This is a genomic window from Thauera terpenica 58Eu, from assembly GCF_000443165.1.
Classification (GTDB): Bacteria; Pseudomonadota; Gammaproteobacteria; order Burkholderiales; family Rhodocyclaceae; genus Thauera; species Thauera terpenica.
Map to the genome: position 1 here is coordinate 183905 of NZ_ATJV01000048.1, position 20051 is coordinate 203955.

The window sequence follows — 20051 nt, forward strand, 5'->3', positions numbered from 1 at the left end:
ACAAGAATCCCATGCATAAAGACTCCTCACGCTTCGCCCTCCTTGCCGGCGCCTTACTTGCCGCGCTTGGCGTTGCGCTGGGCGCATTTGCGGCGCACGGCTTGCGCGCCGTGCTCGACCAGACCGCCCTGGCCTGGTGGCAGACCGCGGTGCAGTACCAGATGTGGCACGCCATCGGCCTGATCGCGCTGGGCGCCGCGCGCCTGCCGCGCACTCTCTTGCCCGCGCTGCTGCTCGCCACCGGCACGGTCATCTTTGCGAGCACGCTGTATGCGATGGCCCTGGGTGGCCCGCGCTGGCTGGGGGCGATCACGCCGATAGGCGGCAGCCTGATGATTGCGGGTTGGCTGGTGCTGGCATGGCGAGTGCTGCGTAGCCCATCACGCGCGGTCTGAGAGGTACCGGCGCCAACGCCAGCACTCGAATGAATCTAGCGCTCGGACGCAGGCGGACGAGCGGTGCCAAAGCAGCGATCCCACACACCGGTCAGCGTGCCATAGGCGCGCTGCTCGTCCTGGAAATGATGATAGCCATGGAGCGCACGCAGGCTCACCAGCCAGCGACTGCCCGGTTCGCGCCGGTGCAGGCGCTCATGGACCGATTCCTGCAGTACGTTGCCGATCAACAAGCCCATAGCAAACGGCACAGCCCAGCCGTTGAACCCGGACAGCACGGCGGGCAAGCCGATCATGCTCAGCACCAGCGCAATGCTGAAGCTGAGGGGCACACGGATCGGGTCGGCGGCGCGGCGGTGGTGCTCGACGTGCCAGGCGCGAAACGGCTCCACCCGGTGCAGCATGAAGCGATGCAGCAAGTACTCGATCAGGGTCCAGCCCACCAGACCCGCCAGCCCCATGAGCATCGCCCAGCCGACGCCGAAGCCCGCCGGCCATGCCAGCATCAGCACACCCAGGCCGGCGACCGGTACCACGAGCGATGCCGGATACGCCCATGCAACACGGACCAAGCGCGGATCAGCCACCGTCCTCATCCTCTTGCAACAGTTCCCAGGCGTAGAGCAAGCCGGCCTCTGAAAAGCCCATTCCCGTGTCCACGTCGTGCCACCAGGCGAAACCCCGCCCGTCCTGGCCGTCGAAGCGCCAGCGCCGAAGCTCGCCGCTACAAAGACGTACCGTGTAAATCCGCCCGGCAGTCAGTTCCAATCTCCGTCCCCCACCCAACCAGAGCTGATCCGCTGGCTTGTTTCAATCATAGAACGTCCGTGCAAAAAGCCGCCATCGGGCGATCCCGCAATTTGCGCTTGACTATACAGTACCAATTTAGTACTTTTTAGCTGTACACACATTGGGGAGACCCCCACATGCTTCGCATCAGCAAACTCACCGACTACGGCACCCTGATCATGACGCACATGGCGAGCGCGCCTGAGCGCATGATGAGCGCGGCCGAGCTGGCCGACGCGCTCGGGCTCGGGCTGGCCACTGTCAGCAAGGTGCTCAAGGCGCTCGGGCGTGCGGCGCTGGTGGTCAGCCAGCGTGGCACGCGTGGAGGTTATCGCCTATCACGCCCACCTGCACAGATCAGCATCGCCGACATCGTCGACGCGCTTGAGGAGCAGCCCTTCGGCCTCACCGAGTGCAGCGCAAACAGCGGAGTGTGCACTCTCGAGAGCCGCTGCCGCATCCGCGACAGCTGGCTGCGCATCAACGCGGTGGTACGTAACGCCTTGCAGACCGTAAGCATCGCTGAAATGACACCCGCCCCCCTGGCCACACAATTACTTGAACACATCCCGGTAACGGGCGAGCAAGGTGTTCCTGGCCCTGACCGTCTCGCCCGTCAACCCGGCTGAAAGCCACAGGAGGACCCGACATGAACGCACAGACCTCAACCCTCGACCCCAAACTTGATCCAGCGCCGGCCCCTGCGTCCAGCGACGACGCCATCGGCGCATTCCTGCAGCAGGAATACACCGCTGGTTTCGAGACCGTGATGGAAAGCGACAGCCTGCCCAAGGGCTTGTCGGAAGACGTCATCCGCCAGATTTCGGCGCGCAAGGGCGAGCCCGAATTCCTGCTCGAGTGGCGCCTCGAATCCTATCGGCGCTGGCTGACGATGACGCCGCCGAAGTGGGCCGCGGTGCAGTTTCCGCCCATCGACTTCCAGGACATCGTCTATTACTCGGCGCCGAAGTCGAAGAAGGACGGCCCCAAGAGCCTGGACGAGGTCGACCCCGAGCTGCTGCGCACTTTCGAAAAGCTCGGCGTTCCGCTCCACGAGCGCGCGCGCCTGGCCGGTGTGGCGGTGGACGCGGTGTTCGACTCGGTGTCGGTCGCGACCACCTTCAAGAAGGAGCTGGGCGAGCACGGCATCATCTTCTGCTCGTTCTCGGAGGCGGTGAAGACCCACCCGGAGCTGGTGCGCAAGTACCTCGGCACCGTCGTGCCGCCTGCCGACAATTTTTATTCGGCGCTGAACTCGGCGGTGTTCTCCGACGGCTCCTTCGTCTTCATCCCCAAGGGCGTGAAGTGTCCGATGGAGCTGTCCACCTACTTCCGCATCAACGCGCGCGACACCGGCCAGTTCGAACGCACCCTGATCATCGCCGAGGAAGGCGCATCGGTGAGCTATCTCGAAGGCTGTACGGCGCCGATGCGCGACGAAAACCAGCTCCACGCCGCAGTGGTGGAGCTGATCGCGCTCGACGACGCCAAGATCAAGTATTCCACCGTGCAGAACTGGTATCCGGGCGACAAGGACGGCGTGGGCGGCATCTACAACTTCGTCACCAAGCGCGGCGACTGTCGCGGCGCGCGCTCGCACATTTCCTGGACACAGGTGGAGACCGGCTCGGCGATCACGTGGAAGTATCCGAGCGTGATCCTGCGCGGCGACGACTCGGTGGGCGATTTCTATTCGGTCGCGCTCACCAACCACCGCCAGCAGGCCGACACCGGCACCAAGATGATCCACATGGGGCGCAACACGCGCAGCACCATCCTGTCGAAAGGGATCTCGGCCGGGCGTGGCAGCAACACCTTCCGCGGCCTGGTGAAGGTGACCCCCAGGGCCGAAGGCGCGCGTAACTACACCCAGTGTGATTCGCTGCTGGTGGGCGACCGCTGTGCCGCGCACACCTTCCCCACCATCGAAGTACGTCACCCCTCGGCCCATGTCGAACACGAGGCCACCACCTCGCGCATCGGCGAGGACCAGCTCTTCTATGCGATGCAGCGCGGCATCAGTGCCGAAGACGCGGTGTCGATGATCGTCAATGGCTTCTGCCGCGAGGTATTCAAGGAACTGCCGATGGAGTTCGCGGTGGAAGCACAGAAACTATTGGGCGTGAGCCTCGAAGGCAGCGTCGGTTAAGGACCAAGGAGAAAATACATGCTGAACATTCGCAACCTGCACGCCAGCGTCGAAGGCAAGCGCATCCTCAACGGGCTCAACCTCGAAGTCAAAAGTGGTGAGGTGCACGCCATCATGGGCCCCAACGGCTCGGGCAAGAGCACGCTGGCGCAGGTGCTGGCTGGCCGCGAGGCCTTTGAGGTCACCGAGGGCAGCGTGGACTGGGATGGCGTCGATCTGCTCGCCATGCCCACCGAAGAACGCGCACGCGCCGGCCTCTTCCTCGCCTTCCAGTACCCGGTCGAAATCCCCGGGGTGTCGAACGCCTACTTCCTCAAGGCCGCGGTGAACGCCATCCGCCGCCAGCGTGGGCTGGATGAATACGACGCGATGGACTTCCTGGCACGGGTAAAAGCCGAGATGAAGGCGGTCGGCATGAAGGAAGAATTCCTCTACCGCTCGGTGAACGAAGGCTTCTCCGGCGGCGAGAAAAAGCGCAACGAAATACTGCAGATGGCCTTGCTCGAGCCCAGGCTGGCGGTGCTCGATGAGACCGACTCCGGCCTGGACATCGACGCGCTCAAGATCGTCGCCGAGGGCGTCAATCGCCTGCGTTCGCCGGAGCGCTCGATGATCGTCATCACCCACTACCAGCGCCTGCTTGACTACATCGTGCCCGACCAGGTGCATGTGCTGTCCGAAGGTCGCGTCGTGCGCTCCGGCGGACGCGAACTCGCGCTCGAACTCGAGGAGCACGGCTACGGCTGGATCAAGACCGAGCCCGCACCCGCCGCCGCAGGGGCGCAAGGAGCGCGGCCATGAGTACCATCGACACCTGGGTTGGTCGCCATCACGAGCGCGCCGCCAGCCTGCCCGGCGCCGCCCTGCCCTGGCTGCTCAGGCGCCGCGCCGATGCGATCGCACGCTTCGCCGAACTGGGCTGGCCGACGACCCGCCTCGAGCCCTGGCGCCATACCTCGCTCAGCTTTCTCGAACAACATGAACTGCAAGCGCCCGAGTCAGCCCCCCATCCGGCGGCGACCCTGGCCGCCGTGCGCAGCGAATTCGGCGACGGCGGCCACTGGCTGGTATTCGTGGATGGGCGTTTCGAGCGCACCTTGTCCGTGCTCGGTGGCCTGCCGGCAGGCGTCGTGTGCACACCACTGTCCGAGGCCCTGAGCAAACATGCCGAGGCGGTGGAAGCCGCATTCGGCACCGCCGATGAGGCCGCCAGCCCCTACGCGCTCAACCTTGCCCTGTGCACCGACGGCGCCTTCGTGCGCCTGGCGCGCGGCACCGCCCTTGGCGCACCCTTGCACCTTGTCTTCATCGGTGCCACCGGCGCTGCCGACACCCACCTGCGCAACCTGATCGTGGCCGAAGCCAACACCGAAGCCAGCATCATCGAGCACCATCTCGGCGGTGGCAGCACCCTGGGCACCACCGTCACCCTGGTGCACACCGCGCAGGACGCGCGCATCACCCACCTCAAGCTGCAACAACAGGATGCCACGGCCATCCATCTGGCTCAGATCAAGGCCGAACAGGCGCGCGGCTCCTACTTTGCGTCACACTCGCTGTCCTTCGGCGCCCGCCTGGCACGCAACGACATCCACACCCGCTTCGATGGCGAAGGCTGCGAGACCCTGCTCAACGGTCTCTACCACGTCGATGGCCGTCGCCATGTGGACCACCACACCCTGATCGAACACGCGAGCCCGCTGGGCATCAGCCGCGAGTACTACCGTGGCCTGGTCGATGACAATGCGCGCGGCGTGTTCTCCGGGCGCATCATCGTCGCCCAGGATGCGCAGCGCACCGACGCCGTGCAGCGCTGCGACAACCTGCTGCTGTCGCGCATGGCCGAAGCCGATGCGCGCCCCGAACTCGAGATCTACGCCGACGACGTCAAATGCGCGCACGGCGCCACCGTGGGCCAGATGGACGAAGACGCGCTGTTCTACCTGCGCACGCGCGGCATCGATGAGATCCGGGCGCGCCAGCTGCTGACCTACGCCTTTGCCGCCGAGGTGCTCGACCGTATCGCGCTCGCGTCGCTGCGCAGCAGCGCCCGCGCCACCCTGCTCGCCCGCCTGCCGGGCGGTGCCTTGCTGGAGGAACTGCTGTGAGTGAGACCGTCACCACTGCCCCGCGTCGCAAAATAGACGCCGAACTGCCGGCGCTCGATCTGGCGTCCGACTTTCCCATCCTCGCGCGCCCGGTCAACGGCCGCCGGCTGGCCTATCTGGACAACGGCGCGACCACGCAGAAGCCGGACGCGGTGATCGATGCCGAGAGCCGCTTCTACCGCGAATCGAACGCCAACATCCACCGCGGCGTGCATTGGCTGTCGCAACACGCCACCGAGCTCTACGACGACGCGCGCGTGACCGTGCAGCAGTTCATCAATGCCGCACATGCGGAAGAGATCGTGTTCACCCGCGGCACCACCGAATCCATCAATCTCGTGGCGCAAAGCTGGGGGCGGGCCGAGCTGCGCGCCGGCGACGAGATCCTCATCACCGCGATGGAGCACCACTCCAACATCGTGCCCTGGCAGCTGCTGTGCCAGCAGACGGGCGCGATATTGAAGGTGGCACCGGTGAATGACGCCGGCGAGCTTGATCTTGAGGCCTTCGACGCCTTGCTCAACGACAACACCCAGCTGGTGGCGATCAGCCACGTATCAAACGCGCTGGGCAGCATCAACCCAGTCGCGGCGCTGTGTGCGCGTGCGCGCGCCGCCGGTGCGGTGGTGCTGGTGGACGGCGCCCAGGCGGTGGCCCACCAGGCGGTGGACGTGCAGGCCCTGGATTGCGACTTCTACGCCTTTTCCGGCCACAAGCTCTACGGCCCGACCGGCATCGGCGTGCTCTATGGGCGGCGCAGCGTGCTCAAGTCCATGCCGCCGTGGCAGGGCGGCGGCGACATGATCGTCACCGTCGCCTTCGATCGCAGCACCTATGCCGACGTGCCGCAACGCTTCGAGGCCGGCACGCCCAACATCGCCGGCGCCATTGGCCTGGCGGCGGCGATCGACTACCTGAGCGAGATCGGCATGGCGCGCATCGCCGCGCACGAAAACGCCCTCCTCGACTACGCCACCGCAGCGGTGGGCGCCATCGGCGGCGTGAAGCTGATCGGCACCGCGCAGCACAAGGCCAGCATCCTGTCCTTCCTCGTCGACGGCATCCACCCGCATGACCTGGGCACCATCCTCGACACCGAAGGCGTGGCAATCCGCGCCGGCCACCACTGCGCCATGCCGCTCATGACACGGCTGGGCATCCCAGGCACGGCGCGCGCGTCGCTGGCGCTGTACAACACCCGCGCCGACATCGACGCGCTGGTCGCCGCCATCCACAAGGCGCAAGACATCTTCGGCGTGCGCGCATGAGGACGAAGACCATGAACCCCGGCGCCCCCGACCTGCGCGAGCTGTATCAGGAGGTGATTTTCGATCACAACCGCAAGCCGCGTAACTACCGCCCCATGGCCGACGCCAATCGCCACGCCGACGGTCACAACCCGCTGTGTGGCGACCAGCTCACGGTGTACCTGCACATCGAGGACGAAATCGTGCGCGACGTCAGCTTCGTCGGTCAGGGCTGCGCCATCTCCACCGCCTCCGCTTCCTTGATGACCGAGGCCGTCAAGGGCAAGCCGGTGGCCGAGGTCGAAGCGCTGTTCCAGGACTTCCACACGCTGCTCACCAGCACAGCGCCCGAGCGCGACTTCGGCAAGCTCGCGGCGCTGTCGGGGGTACGTGAATTTCCCGCAAGGGTGAAGTGCGCAACGCTGGCCTGGCACACCTTGCACAACGCCATCATCGGTGCGCAAGACCCTGCGCGCACCGAATAACATCAAGCACGGAGAAGATCATGGGTGACCGCTACGGCGAAACCGAATCACGCGTACTGAGTCGCGAATGCGACGTGGTGAGCGTGCCCTGGGGACGCCACGAAACTCTGCCCGAAGGCAGCTATGCCCTCATCACACAACGCCTTGGCAGCTCCATCACGGTGATGTCAGGTGGCAATCTGTACCGCATCGCCGAGCGTGACGCCGACGCGCTGGGGCTGGAGCCTCAGCTCGCCAGCGTGGAGTCAATGCACGCCGAGGGTGAAATCACCGCCGAATCCGTCGAACAGGCGGCGTGGAAGACACTGGGCACCTGCTACGACCCCGAGATTCCGATCGACATCGTCAATCTGGGGCTGGTCTATGCCTGCACCGCCGAGCCCCTGGAAGATGGCAGCTTTCGGTTGATGGTGAACATGACGCTGACCGCACCCGGTTGCGGCATGGGCACCATGATCGCCGACGAAGCGAGCGACAAACTGATGATGCTGCCCGGGGTGTCGGATGCCATCGTCGACCTGGTGTGGGATCCGCCCTGGTGCCGGGAGATGATGAGCGAAGCGGCGCGACTCGAGATGGGTCTGTTGTAAGCCCGCGCCGGAGGACTCAGCGCAGCGCGAACCGCAGCTGCCCTGCCGCAGTCGCGGCCTCGACCTTGGCTTCGAGCACGAAGATACGCTCGCTCGCCACCGCGCCCTCGCCCACCAGCCAGTCGCGCACGGTTTGCGCGCGCTGCTGCGCCAGGGCATGCAACTCGCGCTCGCCAAGTTCGGTATTGGCGAGGATCAGCGCCTCCATGTCGGCAAGCGGGATATCCTTGATCATGCCGATGAAGTTGGTCGGCTTCTCGAAGTCACCCGCGCGATAGGCCTTCTTGAGCAGTTCGGGGTATTCCGCCTCACTCAGCTCGATGTCATCCAGCGAAGGCGCGGCCTCGCCCTTCGCCACCAGGGCCTTGAGTTTTTCCGCCTTCACCCTGCGCTGCAAAGCCGACTTCCTGAGCACCTCGGTGTCGAGCGCGGGGTCGGCGCTGGCGGCGATATCGAGCTTGAGCGCGGGGCGCTCAACGAGCGCCCTGGCCAGGGTGGCGAGCTTGGCCAGCTGCTTGTCACCCAGTTCGGCGCTGCCGGGCGCGAACTCGAGCTGTGACAACTCCTCCTCCCCCCCCAGCACCGAACCGAGCAGCGCAAACGGCGAGGTGATCGCCTTGCCGATGAGGTTGAACAACATCTTGACGACCAGCCCGGAGACACTGAACTCGGGGTCGTCGAGGGTGCCGCTGATCGGCAGGCGCAGATCGATCTCGCCCCGGCTGTTCTTGAGCAGGGACACCGCAAGCTGCACCGGCAGGTCCACCGCATCGGGGCTGTCCACCTTGTCGCCGAAGTCGAGCTGATCAAGAAAGATCTGGTTGGTGGCGGTGAGCTTGCGGTCCTCGATCGTGTAGTGGAGTTCGGCCGAGAGCTTGCCGCGGGCGACGCCGTAGCCCACATACTTGCCCGCATAGCTCGACAGGCCGGTGAGCTCGAAGTCCTTCACCGAGGCGAGGATGTCGAGATGCGCGTCCTGGCGGAAGGGGTTGAGCTCGCCGCTGACCTTGACCGGCGCCGCCTTGTCCACCCGGCCGCTCAGATCGAGCTTGGCAATGGTGTCAGGACTGGTCGACAGGCCGATGAGCGTACCCGCCATGTCGGTCAGATTGACGTTGTAGTTCGGACGCACGAAGCGATCGCTGAAAGCGATGTTGCCGCGCTTGATCTCGATGCGATCGACGCGGATGGGCGGCGGCGGCGCACTGGGCGGCGCCAGCTCGGCCGTGCGCTGACCCTCGCCCTGGCCACGCCGCTCCTCATCACGCTCCCCTGCCAGACGATTATCGAGGCCGGGCTGGGCCAGGGGCGCATCTGCCGTGGCCTTGTCCTCTACGGGCGTGCCGCCCTGAATCTCGCGCAGATTGAGCCGGCCTTGCTCATCGAGGATGAGTCGGGTGTAGAAGTCGTCGAGCATGACGCGCTGCACCGCGAGCGAGAAGGGCTCGAGGCGAGCGTTGATGCCACCCACACGCAGCGTGCGCCAGCGCACGAAATCAGTGGCATTGAGTGTGTCGATGGAGGCGAAGTCGCCCACGCTGAGGTCACCGCGAAAATCCGCCAGCACGCCCCCATCGCGAGCGCTGCCAAGCTTGAGCTGGCCCTGCGTGCTGACATTGCCGCGCGAAATCGCGATCTTGGCCTGTTCCAGCGCGTAGGGCTGGATCGGCAACAGATCGACGTTGCGCACATCGAGCTTGAGATCGGCCTTGAGTGGGTCAAGCCCCAGACTGCCTGAGACGCCGAGCTTGCCGTTCTTGTTGATGCGCGAGTCGAACTTGAGCTGGCTGAGCACATCCTTCGCGGTCGAGAAGCCGTCGACTTCGAGACCGATGTCATCGACCGCCAGCACCACCGGCCGGCCCACGCTGCGATCCTCGACACGCACCGATGCGGCCTGCAGCGCAAGCTTGTCGGCCACCAGCGTCCACGGAGCTGCGTCTGATTTGCTCTTGCTGGACGGCCCGAGCAGGCTGAGCAGATCGAGCTCACCGTTCTTGAGCCTTACCGCGGCGACGCTCGCCCCCTTCATGCTCAATTCGCCAAAGGTGACGCGCTGCGCATCAAAGTCGAGCACGGCGGCGCGCACATCGAGTTCAGGCACTTTCAGCGCTGACTCCTTGGCACCCTTGAGCGCGAGCGCAAAGTCACGCAGCGCCAGGCCGTCGCTGCTGAGGTCGATTTCGGATTCGCCCTTGTCGTCGAGCGTGATGCGATAGCGCAAATTACCGCTCAGCGTGCCGCTGCGCAGCTCGCTGCCTGGCAGCGCCGCCGCCAGATAGGGCGCGTAACGTGGCCCTGCGATCGACTCGAAGCTGAGCAAACCCTCGTACTCGAAGGGCTGCAGAAGCAGCCTATCCTCGTGCACGAACTTCTCACCGGCGTCCGTCACGTAGTCGAGGCGGATTTCTGCGGGCAGATCGGAGACGGTCGCCAGGTCGCGCAGATCGAGATTGATCGCCTCGACACGGGTCTTGAAGGGCTGTGCCATGCGATCCTCGAAGCGCAGCACACCGTCGCGGATGCGCGCATGCGCGAGCAGGAAGTCGGGCTCCATCGCGGCCGGATCCTCCGCCTGCACAGCCGCCGTCGGCGCGCCCTCCGTCAGTGCGCCCTCCGTCAGTGCGCCTTCCGTTTGTGCCCCCTGGCCCTGCACCGCAGCGGAAGCGCTGGCTGCCTTGCTGGCCTTGGCCCCCTTGCGTCCAGCGGCCTTTTTGGCGCTCGGCGGTGCTTTGGCTTTGTGCGCAGGCGCCGGTAACAACTGCGCCAGATTGAGGCCGCCATCCTTCAGGCGCACGAGGTCGAGCTCAGGCTGGGCCAGTCGCAGGCGGGTGAAGTGCCAGCGTCCGATCAGCGGCTGCACATCGGCGAGTTCGAGTTCGAATTCGGGAATGCTCGCCACCGTAACGCCGTCCTTGTCCTGCAACAGCAATTGCTCGAGCTTGATCGGCCCCTGCAGCGACAGCACCGGCGCGCCATCGACCGGCTGCGTGAAGCTCAGCTCGATCTTGCTGGTGAGCAAGGCCGAGGGCAGGCGGAATGCGGGCTCGAAAGGCGCGTAAGCGATCCAGGGCGCGAGATCGAACTTGTCCAGCACGACATCGAGCACGGTTTGCTGCGCTTCAGCAAAGGGCTTGAGACGGGCGTTCATCTTCAGCGCATTGCCATCGAGCGTGGCCGACAAGCTCGGTTCGATGAACACGTCAACCTTCACCGGCAGGTTCGACACGAAGGGCAGGCCCAGTTCGAAATCGACCACTTCGTGCGTCAGCGCGCGCGGCTTGTCATCGACTTGAATGCGACCACCGCTGACGCGAATGTTGCCCACCGAAAACAGCGCACCACGCCCGTCCGTCTCCGTGGCCGTCTCCTGCTGCTCGGCAGCCCGTGCCGCGATGCGCTCGACAACGTCGCTCCAGCTATGGCGTCCGTCCTCGTCGATCACCACGTTCAGGCGCGGCCCGACCAAGCTCACTTCATGCACCACGGCACCGCGCTGCAGCAGGGATTGGACCAGCTCGAAATTGGCGCGCAGCGCATCGAAAGCGAAGGCCTCCGACTGTGCATCGGCAGAAAGCACCTTGAGCCCGCGCACCTGCACCGTGAGCGAGAATGGGTTGAGCTCGATGGCACCGACCTTGACCGGCCTGCCCAGCGTTTCACCCAGAATCTTCACGGTGTAATGCATGGCAACCGGCGGCACGACAAAGAAACCAAGCGCAGCGATCACGATCACAGCACCCGCGGCCCACAACGCCGGACGAACAAGACTCCATTTTCGGGAAGGCGTGTTCGGGCCGGTGGTGGTATCGGTCATAGAGCGCTCCAACGAACTGATATTCTGGGGTTGGTGATTTCATCCCGCGCGGCCGCCATGCAAGGCGGGGCAGGATTATTGATGAAAATTGCCGCTTCGCAGCACGGCGCGTATTCTGCGCCGCTTTCATTATCTCAGGTACTCACGTGGCGCACCCAGCCCCTTCGACTTCGCCAGCCCCCGCGCGGCACTACGATGTGCTGATCATCGGTGCGGGCGCGGCCGGCATGATGTGTGCCGCCACCGCCGGCCAACGCGGGCGGCGCGTGTTGCTGGTCGATCACGCCACAAAGCTCGCCGAAAAGATCCGCATTTCGGGCGGTGGCCGGTGCAACTTCACCAATCGTCGCGTCGGCCCGGAACACTTCCTCAGCCGCAACCCGCACTTTGTCCGCTCCGCCCTGTCGCGCTACACCGCGGCGGACTTCATCGAGCTCGTGCAGCGTCACGGCATCGCCTTCCACGAAAGGGATTGGGGCCAGCTGTTCTGCGACGACTCGGCGCAGCAGATCATCGACATGTTGCGCGCCGAGTGCAATGACGGCGGCGTCGACTGGGCGATGCCGGCGCAAGTGCTGACGGTGTCCGCAGCGGAGGCAGAACACCCGCAGGGCGCGCGCTACCTGGTCGATACCAGCGTCGGTCGCTTCAGCGCACATAGCCTGGTCATTGCCACCGGTGGCCTGTCGATTCCCAAGATCGGCGCCAGCCCGCTGGGCTACCAGTTGGCGGCGCAATTCGGCCTTGCGGTGATCGCACCGCGGCCGGCACTGGTGCCGCTGACCCTGGCGCCCGAAACCCTGTCGCGACTCGCGCCGCTGGCGGGGCTCTCGCTCGAGGTGGAAGCACACTGCCGCGGCCCGGTGTTCCGCGAGGCCGCACTGATCACGCACCGCGGCCTGTCCGGCCCTTCCATCCTGCAGGTGTCGAACTACTGGCAGGCCCAGGCCTACACCGACGACAGCCGGGAGCCGGTGGCGCTCAATCTGCTGCCAGGCGTCGATGCCGAACACTGGCTGCTCGAGCACGCGAGCGCGCGCACCCTGCTGGCCAACCTGTTGTCCGAACGCCTGCCGCGCCGCTTTGCGCACGCCTGGTGCGAGCTCCATGGGTGGACAAAGCCGATGAACGAATTCCGCCATGCCGAGCTGCGCCTCATCGCCAGCACGCTGTCGGGCTGGCAATTGGCCCCTTCGGGCACCCAAGGCTATGCCAAGGCCGAAGTCACGCTCGGCGGGGTCGATACCAGGGACTTGTCCTCGCGCACGATGGAAGCCCGCGCCTGCCCGGGCCTGTACTTCATCGGCGAGGTCATGGACGTCACTGGCCATCTCGGTGGCTACAACTTCCAGTGGGCATGGTCGTCGGGCGTGGCCTGCGGCCAGGCCGCCTGACCGCAGCGCCTACTCCTGGTCGGCGCCCGGCGACTGCGCCCTCACCCGCCTGCGCCACCGGCCCAACCAGTGCCGCGGCAGCAAGGGCAGAAAGCTGATGAACTGCAGCACCAGCAGCACCGCGAAGGCAAAGCGCAGCGCAGCGGGCATCGTCCACTCATTTGCGCGCAACAGGTCGAGCACCAGGCCTATGCCCCATTGCACGACAAAGGCGCCGGCAAAAGCCATCAGATTGATCGAGGTGCTGACGCGGCCGAACATCTCACGCGGGAACTGGCTTGCCGACGCCAGATAGGCCTGCGAATTCACTGCCGACAGTGCACCGAGCAAGAACCACTTCACCACCACCGGCCCCACCCCGAACACGATCGCCGCCTGCACCAGCAACAGCCCGGCGTAACCGAAGTGCAGCATGCGCAGCGGCTCCACCCCACGACGCACCAGACGCACACCAAACACGCCGATCGACAACTGCCCGATCAGCATGCCGAAGTTGAGCAGTAGCAGAATGCGTGCCGTCGCCGCCAGGTCCAGCCCCTCGACCTCCATCAGCCAGGGCACTGCCCACAGACTCTGCAGCGCCATGAATCCACCGACAAAAAACAGCGAGGAGCCGGCAAACCTGAGAAAGGCCGGCGCCACAAAGATCGCGCCCACACTCCTGAGCACCGCCCCGAGGTCGGCCTGTCCGCCCGCGCGCTCCTCGCGCGGCAGGCTGCGCACCAGCGTGTACGCGGCAAGCACGGCCACCACCGCGATTCCCCAGAACACGCCGCGCCAGCCCACCAGGGGCATCATCAGCTCGAGCGGTGCGCTCGCCGTGAGCGCCCCCATGGCGCCACTGGCCATGATGAAACCCGTCATCGAGCTTTGACGCTCGGGCGGATACCACAGCGCCAAACCCTTCAGCGCGCCCATCAGGCAGGCAGAAACGCCCATCCCGATCAGCGCCCGCGCCAGGCCCAGACTGGCCATCGAATCACCGAGCGCAAACAGCACCGACCCGAGCGCGGTCACCAACAACAGCGCGCTCTCGACCCGGCGTGGACCATAGCGGTCGAGCGCGATGCCGACCGGAATCTGGGCCAGACCGAAGGCCAGAAAGTACATGCTGGTCAGCAAGCCCAGCTGCGCCGCAGAGAGCCCGAGCTCATCGGTCAGCGCGGGTGAAATCACCGCATTGACGGTGCGCAGCAGGTAAGACAGGTAGTAGCCAAGCGCAAAGGGTAGAAATATCCGCACCCAGGCGCCGGGTGGAGCATCGCGGGACATGCCGCCTCCAGTCGAAACAAGAGCTGCGATTGTGCACCTGCAGCACCCAAATCGCCAGATCCACCGCTATTTGGCTGCAAGTTCTCAACTTGACTCGTATCAATGCCGTGCGCGCGGGGCTGCGGAGAATGCGTTCAATCCTCACCGGAGCCCCCACCATGAGCACGATTGCCGAATTGATGACCCACGACCATCGCGCCTGCGACCACGACTTCGCGCGTGCCGAGACCCTCGCCGCCAAAGCCGACTGGAGCGGCGCAGCCGAAGCCCTGGACGCCTTCGCGCGCGCGCTGAACGCCCATTTCGATGCAGAGGAGCAGCACCTCTTCCCCGCCTTTGAAGCCGCCACCGGCATGACCCATGGACCCACCCATGTCATGCGTGCTGAACATCGGGACATGCGTGACGCACTCGAACGCCTGCAGGCGGCGCTGCGTGCACAGGATGGCGACGATTTCGCCGGCGAAGCCGAGACCTTGCTGATCATGATGCAGCAGCACAACATGAAGGAAGAGAACATGCTCTACCCGATGTGTGAGGCCCACCTCGCCAGGGTGCAGGATGAGCTCTGCACCCTGCTCTCACAGGCACTCGCTGCGGAGCACACAGCATGAACATGCCGATTGTCGACGCCCGCGGCCTCGAGCCGCCAGAGCCCTTCGAGCACGCCATGGAAGCCCTCGCCAATCTGCAGGCCGGCGAGCAGTTCACCCTCCTGCTCGACCGCATGCCCCACCCCTTGCTACGCCTGCTCGAGCGTGACGGCTACCGTCACGACGTGAGCTTTCGCGACGACGGCTGCGTGGCAATCCTGATCGGTCGCCCATGAGCAAGGCCAAGGCGAATCCCGGGCTCGCCTACGAGGACACGCCGCCGCTGTCCGCACCCCTGCGTTTTTTCCTCACCGCCCCCCTGTTCGGCATCTGCGCCGGCCTGGTGCTGATCTTCGGCGACGATGTCCTGAGCTCGCGATGGACGCCGGGGGCGCTCGCCGTCGTGCATCTGTTCGCCGCCGGCTTCATGCTGCAGGTCATGGTCGGCGCCTTGCAGCAGATCCTGCCGGTGGTCGCCGGCGCCCGCTTCCCGGCGCCAATGAGCATCGCGGCAATCAGCCACGTCTTGCTGCTGCTTGGCGCCTCAGGGCTTGCCGGCGGATTCGCGCTGGGCGTGGTGGACGCCCTCATCGGTGGCGCGGTGCTGCTCGTCACCGGCATCAGCGTGTTTCTGGTCGCCGGACTCATCAGCCTGCTGCGCTCGCCCTCACTGAAGACCAACAGCCATGCCCCGCGCGACCTGCGCCTGGCGCTGGTCGGCCTGGGCGTGACTGCAGTGCTCGGCCTCATCCTTGCCCTCACTCTGGGGGCCGGGCTGAGCCTGCCCCTGCCCTTGCCCACCGTGGTCGACATGCACGCCGCCTGGGGCTGGCTGGGCTGGGGCGGCACGCTGCTCGCCGCCACCAGCTGGGTGGTGGTGCCGATGTTCCAGATCACCCCGGGCTACCCCGCGCGCTTCACGCGCTGGTGGGCACCCGGCGTGCTCGCGGGGCTGGTCCTGTGGTCGCTGGCGCACGCGCTCGAGACCAAGGTCACCGGCATGGTGCTCGGCGTGGCGCTGGTCGCGGTGTTCGCCGCCTTTGCGCTGCTCACCCTGCACTTGCAGTCGCGCACCCGCCGCAGCACGCCCGATGCGCCCTTTCGCGCGTTTCGGGGTGCAATGGGTGCAATGCTTGCCGGCCTGCTCGCGCTCAGCATCAACCTGGTGCACGACGCCGATCACTGGAGCGTGCTGGCGGGCGTGCTGATCCTGCACGGCGGCTTTGGTGGCGCGATCAGCTCCATGCTGTACAAGATCGTCCCCTTCCTTGCCTGGCTGCATCTGACCCAGGCCGGGGTGCGCGCACCCAACATGAAGAAGCTGCTGCCGGATACGCCGGTGCGCCAGCAGCTGAGACTCCACCTCGCGGTGCTCCTCGCCCTCGTGCTTGCGGTGTTCGTCAGCGCCCTGGGGCCGCTGGCGGGCATGCTGATGGTGCTCGAGTTCGGCTGGCTGCTGTTCAACCTGGTGCGCGTGCTGCATGCCTGGAAAAGCGCACGCGAGGCCGACGAGCCATTGCGCGCGCGGCCGTCTTGACTACCGGGAGTCTCCAATTAGTATGAGGATCATGCGCCGTACATCTTATGGCGCATGATCCTGGCACAGCGCGCACCGAGAGCTGCGATTCGGCTGCGCGCGAGACGCCCATCGTCTTGGCCATGCATGCAAAGGAGACTCAAAAAATGAAAACCAGGCAAGTCACGCAACAGAAATCCGTACGCAACCGCTTCCTCATGCTGCCTGCCCTGGCTGCAAGCCTGCTGCTGGGCGGTATCGGCGGCGCCAGCGCTGAAGACAAGCCCGCACCCAAACCCGCCGGCCTCACCTCGCTGATCGTCGAGACCCCGGAGGACGGTTTCGCGCTCGCGATCAAGCTGTCGCAGAAGGCCGTTGGCGCCACGCAGAAGGATGTCGAAGTGCGCAAGTCCCTGCGCCCGATCTACGCCAACGACCCCAACAGCCTGATCGCGGTCTCGCACGTGGTGGCGACCCACTTCCAGACCATCTCCGCGGCGAACAATTACTGGCGCAAGTGAGCACCTGACACAGGCTCCACGGGCACATTTCAGCCCGTCTAACTTTCCCTTCAGGCGGCGTTTGATGCCTCACAGTTCTGCTCTCAAACGCCGCCTTCTGCACCCTTTCGGCATGCACCCTGCATTACGCGCAGTGCAGACAAAAAAATCTTCGAAAGATATTTGACGCGGTGACCTCCCCTCTGTATAGTTCGCGGCTCTCGGGGTGTAGCGCAGTCCGGTAGCGCGCTTGCTTTGGGAGCAAGATGTCGGGGGTTCGAATCCCTCCACCCCGACCAGCTCACACTCCGAATGCCCGCGGGAATCTGCCCGTAGCTCAATTGGATAGAGCACCGGCCTTCTAAGCCGGGGGTTGCAGGTTCGATCCCTGCCGGGCAGGCCAGGATTGAGTTGGTTTTTGTTTCTTGGCTTCGGCTTTGCCGGAGTCTGGTAGTGGCGGCATTAGCTCAGTTGGTAGAGCACTGGATTGTGGCTCCAGTTGTCACCGGTTCGATCCCGGTATGTCGCCCCAAGAATTCAAGCACCTCGAAGCGTTTCCCGCTCGGTGCGAGTTGTTGAAGCTTACACAAGCGGAAACAGCTAAAAAATCAAAAAGCTCGCGTTTATCGCGAGCTTTTTTTCGTCTCATGAAAGCCCTTGAGGCGCAATCAGGCGAGCGCTATCCTGCTCCCCTTCATCCGCACTCGCACCCAAGGGACTTCAGCATGAAGCAGATCGACCACGACAAACTCGACCGTATCGTCGCCCAGGCGCGCAAGGCGGCGGACACCCGCAGCGACGGCTATCGTGAGCGCGCACTGAAGATCTACCCCTGGGTATGCGGGCGCTGCACGCGTGATTTCACCCTCGCCAACCTGCGCGAATTGACCGTTCATCACCGCGACCACAATCACGACAACAACCCGCCCGACGGCAGCAACTGGGAACTGTTGTGCATTTATTGCCACGACAACGAACACCAGCGCCAACTGGAAGCTCAGGCGGGGACGAGCATCGTCACCGATGTGGGCAGCGTCGCCACCCACTCCCCGTTTGCCCAGCTCAAGTCTCTGATGTCGCCCGGCAAGAAGTAGCCGCGGCTTTGATCACCGCGGCCTTGAATCAGGCTTCGGCCGTAAAGCGCAGATAAGGCAGCGTATCAGGGCCGAGGCGCAACTGCTGCACCTCGGTCAAGCCATTGCGACTCAACAACACGGTGTAGCTGCCGTGCGCCAACGGCCCCACGCTCGCCTCACCGTCCAGTGTGAGCTGGGTCACGCTGCGGCCGGCGCCATCCAGAACGCGCAGGCGCACGGACCTGCCCTGCGGCACATACCCCTGGGCGTGCTCGCCGGCATCCTCATACAGCGCAATCGAATGCAGATAAAGGCCGCTGACAGCCTCGCTGCGCGCATGCGCGGACACCCCGTCCTCACTGCGATAAGTCGCAGCACGCCCTTCCTCCATATCGGCAAGTACCGGACTGGTCCCCATGCCGATTGCCAGGCTGGCAGCGGCGAGTTGCAGGAAGTGCTTGATCGTGCGCCGTGCAATACGGTGTCTGGCTTTCATTTCTTTCTCCTCGCAGTGTTTGGCAAACAAATGGGCGCGGATAGATCGCATCCCCAGCGACCCCCATGCGCCTTGGGGGTGAACGCTCAGCCGAGCTCGATGGGCACGAAGATGCGCGCGTCGTTGCGCTGGATCAGCAGTGCCACCCGCTTGCCGGCGGCATCGATCAATTTGTGCAGGGCGTCCACGCTTTGCACCGGCTTGCCATTGACCGACAGGATCACATCACCGGCACGGATGCCAGCGTGGGCGGCAGGTCCGCTCGACTCCAGCACCAGCAGACCCTTGGTTTCGGCCTCCTGCTCCTCTCTGGGGTCGAGCGCGCGCACGGCCACGCCCAGCCGGCCCTTGTCGGCGGCGAGCTTGTTGTCCCCAGCCGGCTGCGCCTGCGGCAGTTCGCCGACGATGACGTCCAGCGTGCGCACCTCGCCCTTGTGCCAGACCTCAAGCCTGGCCTTGGTTCCGGGGGCGATCGCCGCCACCTTCGCCGGCAACTCCGCCGAGGCGCTGACGGGCTGACCGTTGAACTTCAGGATCACGTCGCCGACTTCGAGCCCGGCGGCAGCAGCCGGACTTGCGTCTTCCACCCGGCTCACCAGCGCCCCTTGCGCACGGTCCAGACCAAAGGACTCGGCCAGCGCCTGGTTGACCTCCTGGATGACCACCCCCAGGCGGCCGCGCGTCACCTTGCCGTGCGCCAGCAGTTGGTCCTTGACCTGGGCGGCGACGTTGATCGGGATGGCAAAGGACAGCCCCTGATAACCACCCGAGCGGCTGAAGATCTGCGAGTTGATACCGATCACCTCGCCTCGCATGTTGAGCAGCGGGCCACCCGAGTTGCCCGGGTTGATCGCCACATCGGTCTGCAGGAAGGGCACATAGCCCTCATCGGGCAGGGAGCGCGACTTGGCCGACACGATTCCTGCGGTGACGCTGTTCTCGAAACCAAAGGGCGAGCCGATGGCCAGCACCCAGTCACCCACCTCGGTCTGTGCCGGATCACCCAGCGGCACGATGGGCAAGTTGGTGGCCTCGATCTTCAGCACCGCAATGTCGGTCGGCTTGTCGACGCCGAGCACGGTGGCCTTGAATTCGCGCTTGTCGGTGAGCTTGACGCTGACCTGGTCGGCGCCTTCAACGACGTGCGCGTTGGTCAGGATGATGCCATCCGCGCTGACGATGAAGCCCGAGCCCTGCCCGCGCTTCGTCTGCTCGCCAGGCGGCACCTGGAACTGCGGCCCGAAGCGGCGCAGGAAGTCGGAGAAGGGATCATCGGGGTCGATCTGCGCAAACGGTGACTGCCCTGGCGCCGCCGCTGATTTCACCGTGCCTTCCACGCTGATGTTCACCACCGCAGGGCCATATTTTTCGACGATGCCGCGAAAATTCGGCAGCGCGATCGCCGGCATGCTGGCGACGGCAACCGCGGGTGGCGTCGATTGAGCCTGCGCCGAGCGGGTGAAATAGCTCTCACCCGAGGCGCCGAGGGTGATTCCAGTGATCGCCGCGGCGAGAATGCCGAGTTTTAGGACCTTGGCTTGCATGACTGCCTCCTGTGCAGGTGCGGGCAGGAACACCCGCGATGCCTGCACAGTAAAAGGCGTCGACTTAAAGCAGACTTAAG

Annotated in this window: 20 protein-coding genes and 3 tRNA genes; 17 read left to right on the top strand and 6 right to left on the bottom strand. The window is 65.1% G+C overall.

The window, feature by feature from the left end; genetic code table 11:
- Positions 1-11 precede the first annotated feature (11 nt).
- The gene (locus M622_RS27860) at positions 12-395 is read left to right on the top strand and encodes a DUF423 domain-containing protein (RefSeq protein WP_021248905.1); all 384 of its coding nucleotides are present in this window, start codon (positions 12-14) and stop codon (positions 393-395) included.
- Between the two features lie 35 nt (positions 396-430).
- On the opposite strand, the gene M622_RS27865 is transcribed toward M622_RS27860, so the two are convergent.
- Positions 431-982, bottom strand: a complete 552-nt coding sequence (locus M622_RS27865; protein ID WP_021248906.1) for a sterol desaturase family protein — start codon at positions 980-982, stop codon at positions 431-433.
- The gene (locus M622_RS27870) at positions 975-1163 is read right to left on the bottom strand and encodes a hypothetical protein (RefSeq protein ID WP_021248907.1); all 189 of its coding nucleotides are present in this window, start codon (positions 1161-1163) and stop codon (positions 975-977) included. The genes M622_RS27865 and M622_RS27870 overlap by 8 nt, the downstream gene beginning before the upstream one ends.
- A 158-nt stretch (positions 1164-1321) precedes the next feature.
- Between M622_RS27870 and M622_RS27875 the strand changes: the two genes are divergently transcribed.
- Genes M622_RS27875 through sufT form a run of 7 tightly spaced genes read left to right on the top strand, consistent with a single transcriptional unit; the run spans position 1322 to position 7763 of the window.
- Positions 1322-1813: an SUF system Fe-S cluster assembly regulator gene (locus M622_RS27875; RefSeq protein WP_021248908.1), complete on the top strand. Its 492-nt coding sequence runs from the start codon at positions 1322-1324 to the stop codon at positions 1811-1813.
- Positions 1814-1833: 20 nt separating this feature from the next.
- Complete coding sequence (sufB, locus tag M622_RS27880; RefSeq protein WP_021248909.1) at positions 1834-3333, top strand: Fe-S cluster assembly protein SufB; 1500 nt, start codon at positions 1834-1836, stop codon at positions 3331-3333.
- Positions 3334-3351: 18 nt separating this feature from the next.
- Complete coding sequence (gene sufC / locus M622_RS27885) at positions 3352-4134, top strand: Fe-S cluster assembly ATPase SufC (protein ID WP_021248910.1); 783 nt, start codon at positions 3352-3354, stop codon at positions 4132-4134.
- On the top strand, positions 4131-5441 hold the full coding sequence (gene sufD, locus M622_RS27890) for a Fe-S cluster assembly protein SufD (protein ID WP_021248911.1): 1311 nt from the start codon (positions 4131-4133) through the stop codon (positions 5439-5441). The genes sufC and sufD overlap by 4 nt, the downstream gene beginning before the upstream one ends.
- Positions 5438-6709, top strand: coding sequence for a cysteine desulfurase (locus tag M622_RS27895; RefSeq protein ID WP_021248912.1), 1272 nt, complete (start codon positions 5438-5440; stop codon positions 6707-6709). Before sufD ends, M622_RS27895 begins: the two co-directional genes overlap by 4 nt.
- An 11-nt stretch (positions 6710-6720) precedes the next feature.
- Positions 6721-7173 (top strand): Fe-S cluster assembly sulfur transfer protein SufU, encoded by a 453-nt coding sequence (gene sufU / locus M622_RS27900; RefSeq protein ID WP_021248913.1) that lies wholly within the window; start codon positions 6721-6723, stop codon positions 7171-7173.
- A 20-nt stretch (positions 7174-7193) separates the two neighbouring features.
- On the top strand, positions 7194-7763 hold the full coding sequence (gene sufT / locus M622_RS27905) for a putative Fe-S cluster assembly protein SufT (protein ID WP_021248914.1): 570 nt from the start codon (positions 7194-7196) through the stop codon (positions 7761-7763).
- 16 nt (positions 7764-7779) lie between these two features.
- On the opposite strand, the gene M622_RS27910 is transcribed toward sufT, so the two are convergent.
- Positions 7780-11580 carry a DUF748 domain-containing protein gene (locus M622_RS27910; protein WP_031346632.1) on the bottom strand — a complete coding sequence of 1267 codons (3801 nt, stop codon included), beginning with the start codon at positions 11578-11580 and terminating at the stop codon, positions 7780-7782.
- Positions 11581-11726: 146 nt separating this feature from the next.
- On the opposite strand from M622_RS27910, the gene M622_RS27915 reads away from it, so the two are divergent.
- Positions 11727-12974, top strand: coding sequence for a BaiN/RdsA family NAD(P)/FAD-dependent oxidoreductase (locus tag M622_RS27915; RefSeq protein WP_040830604.1), 1248 nt, complete (start codon positions 11727-11729; stop codon positions 12972-12974).
- A 9-nt stretch (positions 12975-12983) separates the two neighbouring features.
- On the opposite strand, the gene M622_RS27920 is transcribed toward M622_RS27915, so the two are convergent.
- Positions 12984-14246 carry an MFS transporter gene (locus M622_RS27920; protein ID WP_021248917.1) on the bottom strand — a complete coding sequence of 421 codons (1263 nt, stop codon included), beginning with the start codon at positions 14244-14246 and terminating at the stop codon, positions 12984-12986.
- A gap of 158 nt (positions 14247-14404) precedes the next feature.
- Between M622_RS27920 and M622_RS27925 the strand changes: the two genes are divergently transcribed.
- From M622_RS27925 to M622_RS27955, 8 genes are all read left to right on the top strand, one after another.
- Entirely contained in the window at positions 14405-14860 is a 456-nt protein-coding gene (locus tag M622_RS27925; RefSeq protein ID WP_021248918.1) for a hemerythrin domain-containing protein, read from the top strand.
- The gene (locus M622_RS27930; RefSeq protein WP_021248919.1) at positions 14857-15075 is read left to right on the top strand and encodes a DUF2249 domain-containing protein; all 219 of its coding nucleotides are present in this window, start codon (positions 14857-14859) and stop codon (positions 15073-15075) included. The genes M622_RS27925 and M622_RS27930 overlap by 4 nt, the downstream gene beginning before the upstream one ends.
- Entirely contained in the window at positions 15072-16376 is a 1305-nt protein-coding gene (locus M622_RS27935; protein ID WP_021248920.1) for a hypothetical protein, read from the top strand. The genes M622_RS27930 and M622_RS27935 overlap by 4 nt, the downstream gene beginning before the upstream one ends.
- A gap of 146 nt (positions 16377-16522) precedes the next feature.
- Positions 16523-16876 (top strand): hexameric tyrosine-coordinated heme protein, encoded by a 354-nt coding sequence (locus M622_RS0120110; RefSeq protein ID WP_217995302.1) that lies wholly within the window; start codon positions 16523-16525, stop codon positions 16874-16876.
- 201 nt (positions 16877-17077) lie between these two features.
- A tRNA-Pro gene (locus M622_RS27940) sits at positions 17078-17154 on the top strand.
- Positions 17155-17181: 27 nt separating this feature from the next.
- Positions 17182-17258: transfer RNA gene (locus M622_RS27945), tRNA-Arg, on the top strand.
- Positions 17259-17311: 53 nt separating this feature from the next.
- Positions 17312-17387: transfer RNA gene (locus tag M622_RS27950), tRNA-His, on the top strand.
- Positions 17388-17580: 193 nt separating this feature from the next.
- Complete coding sequence (locus M622_RS27955; RefSeq protein ID WP_021248922.1) at positions 17581-17949, top strand: YajD family HNH nuclease; 369 nt, start codon at positions 17581-17583, stop codon at positions 17947-17949.
- Positions 17950-17977: 28 nt separating this feature from the next.
- On the opposite strand, the gene M622_RS27960 is transcribed toward M622_RS27955, so the two are convergent.
- Positions 17978-18427, bottom strand: a complete 450-nt coding sequence (locus tag M622_RS27960) for a hypothetical protein (RefSeq protein WP_021248923.1) — start codon at positions 18425-18427, stop codon at positions 17978-17980.
- A gap of 86 nt (positions 18428-18513) precedes the next feature.
- A complete protein-coding gene (locus tag M622_RS27965) occupies positions 18514-19971 on the bottom strand; it encodes a DegQ family serine endoprotease (protein ID WP_021248924.1) in 1458 nt (485 codons plus the stop codon).
- Positions 19972-20051 lie beyond the last annotated feature (80 nt).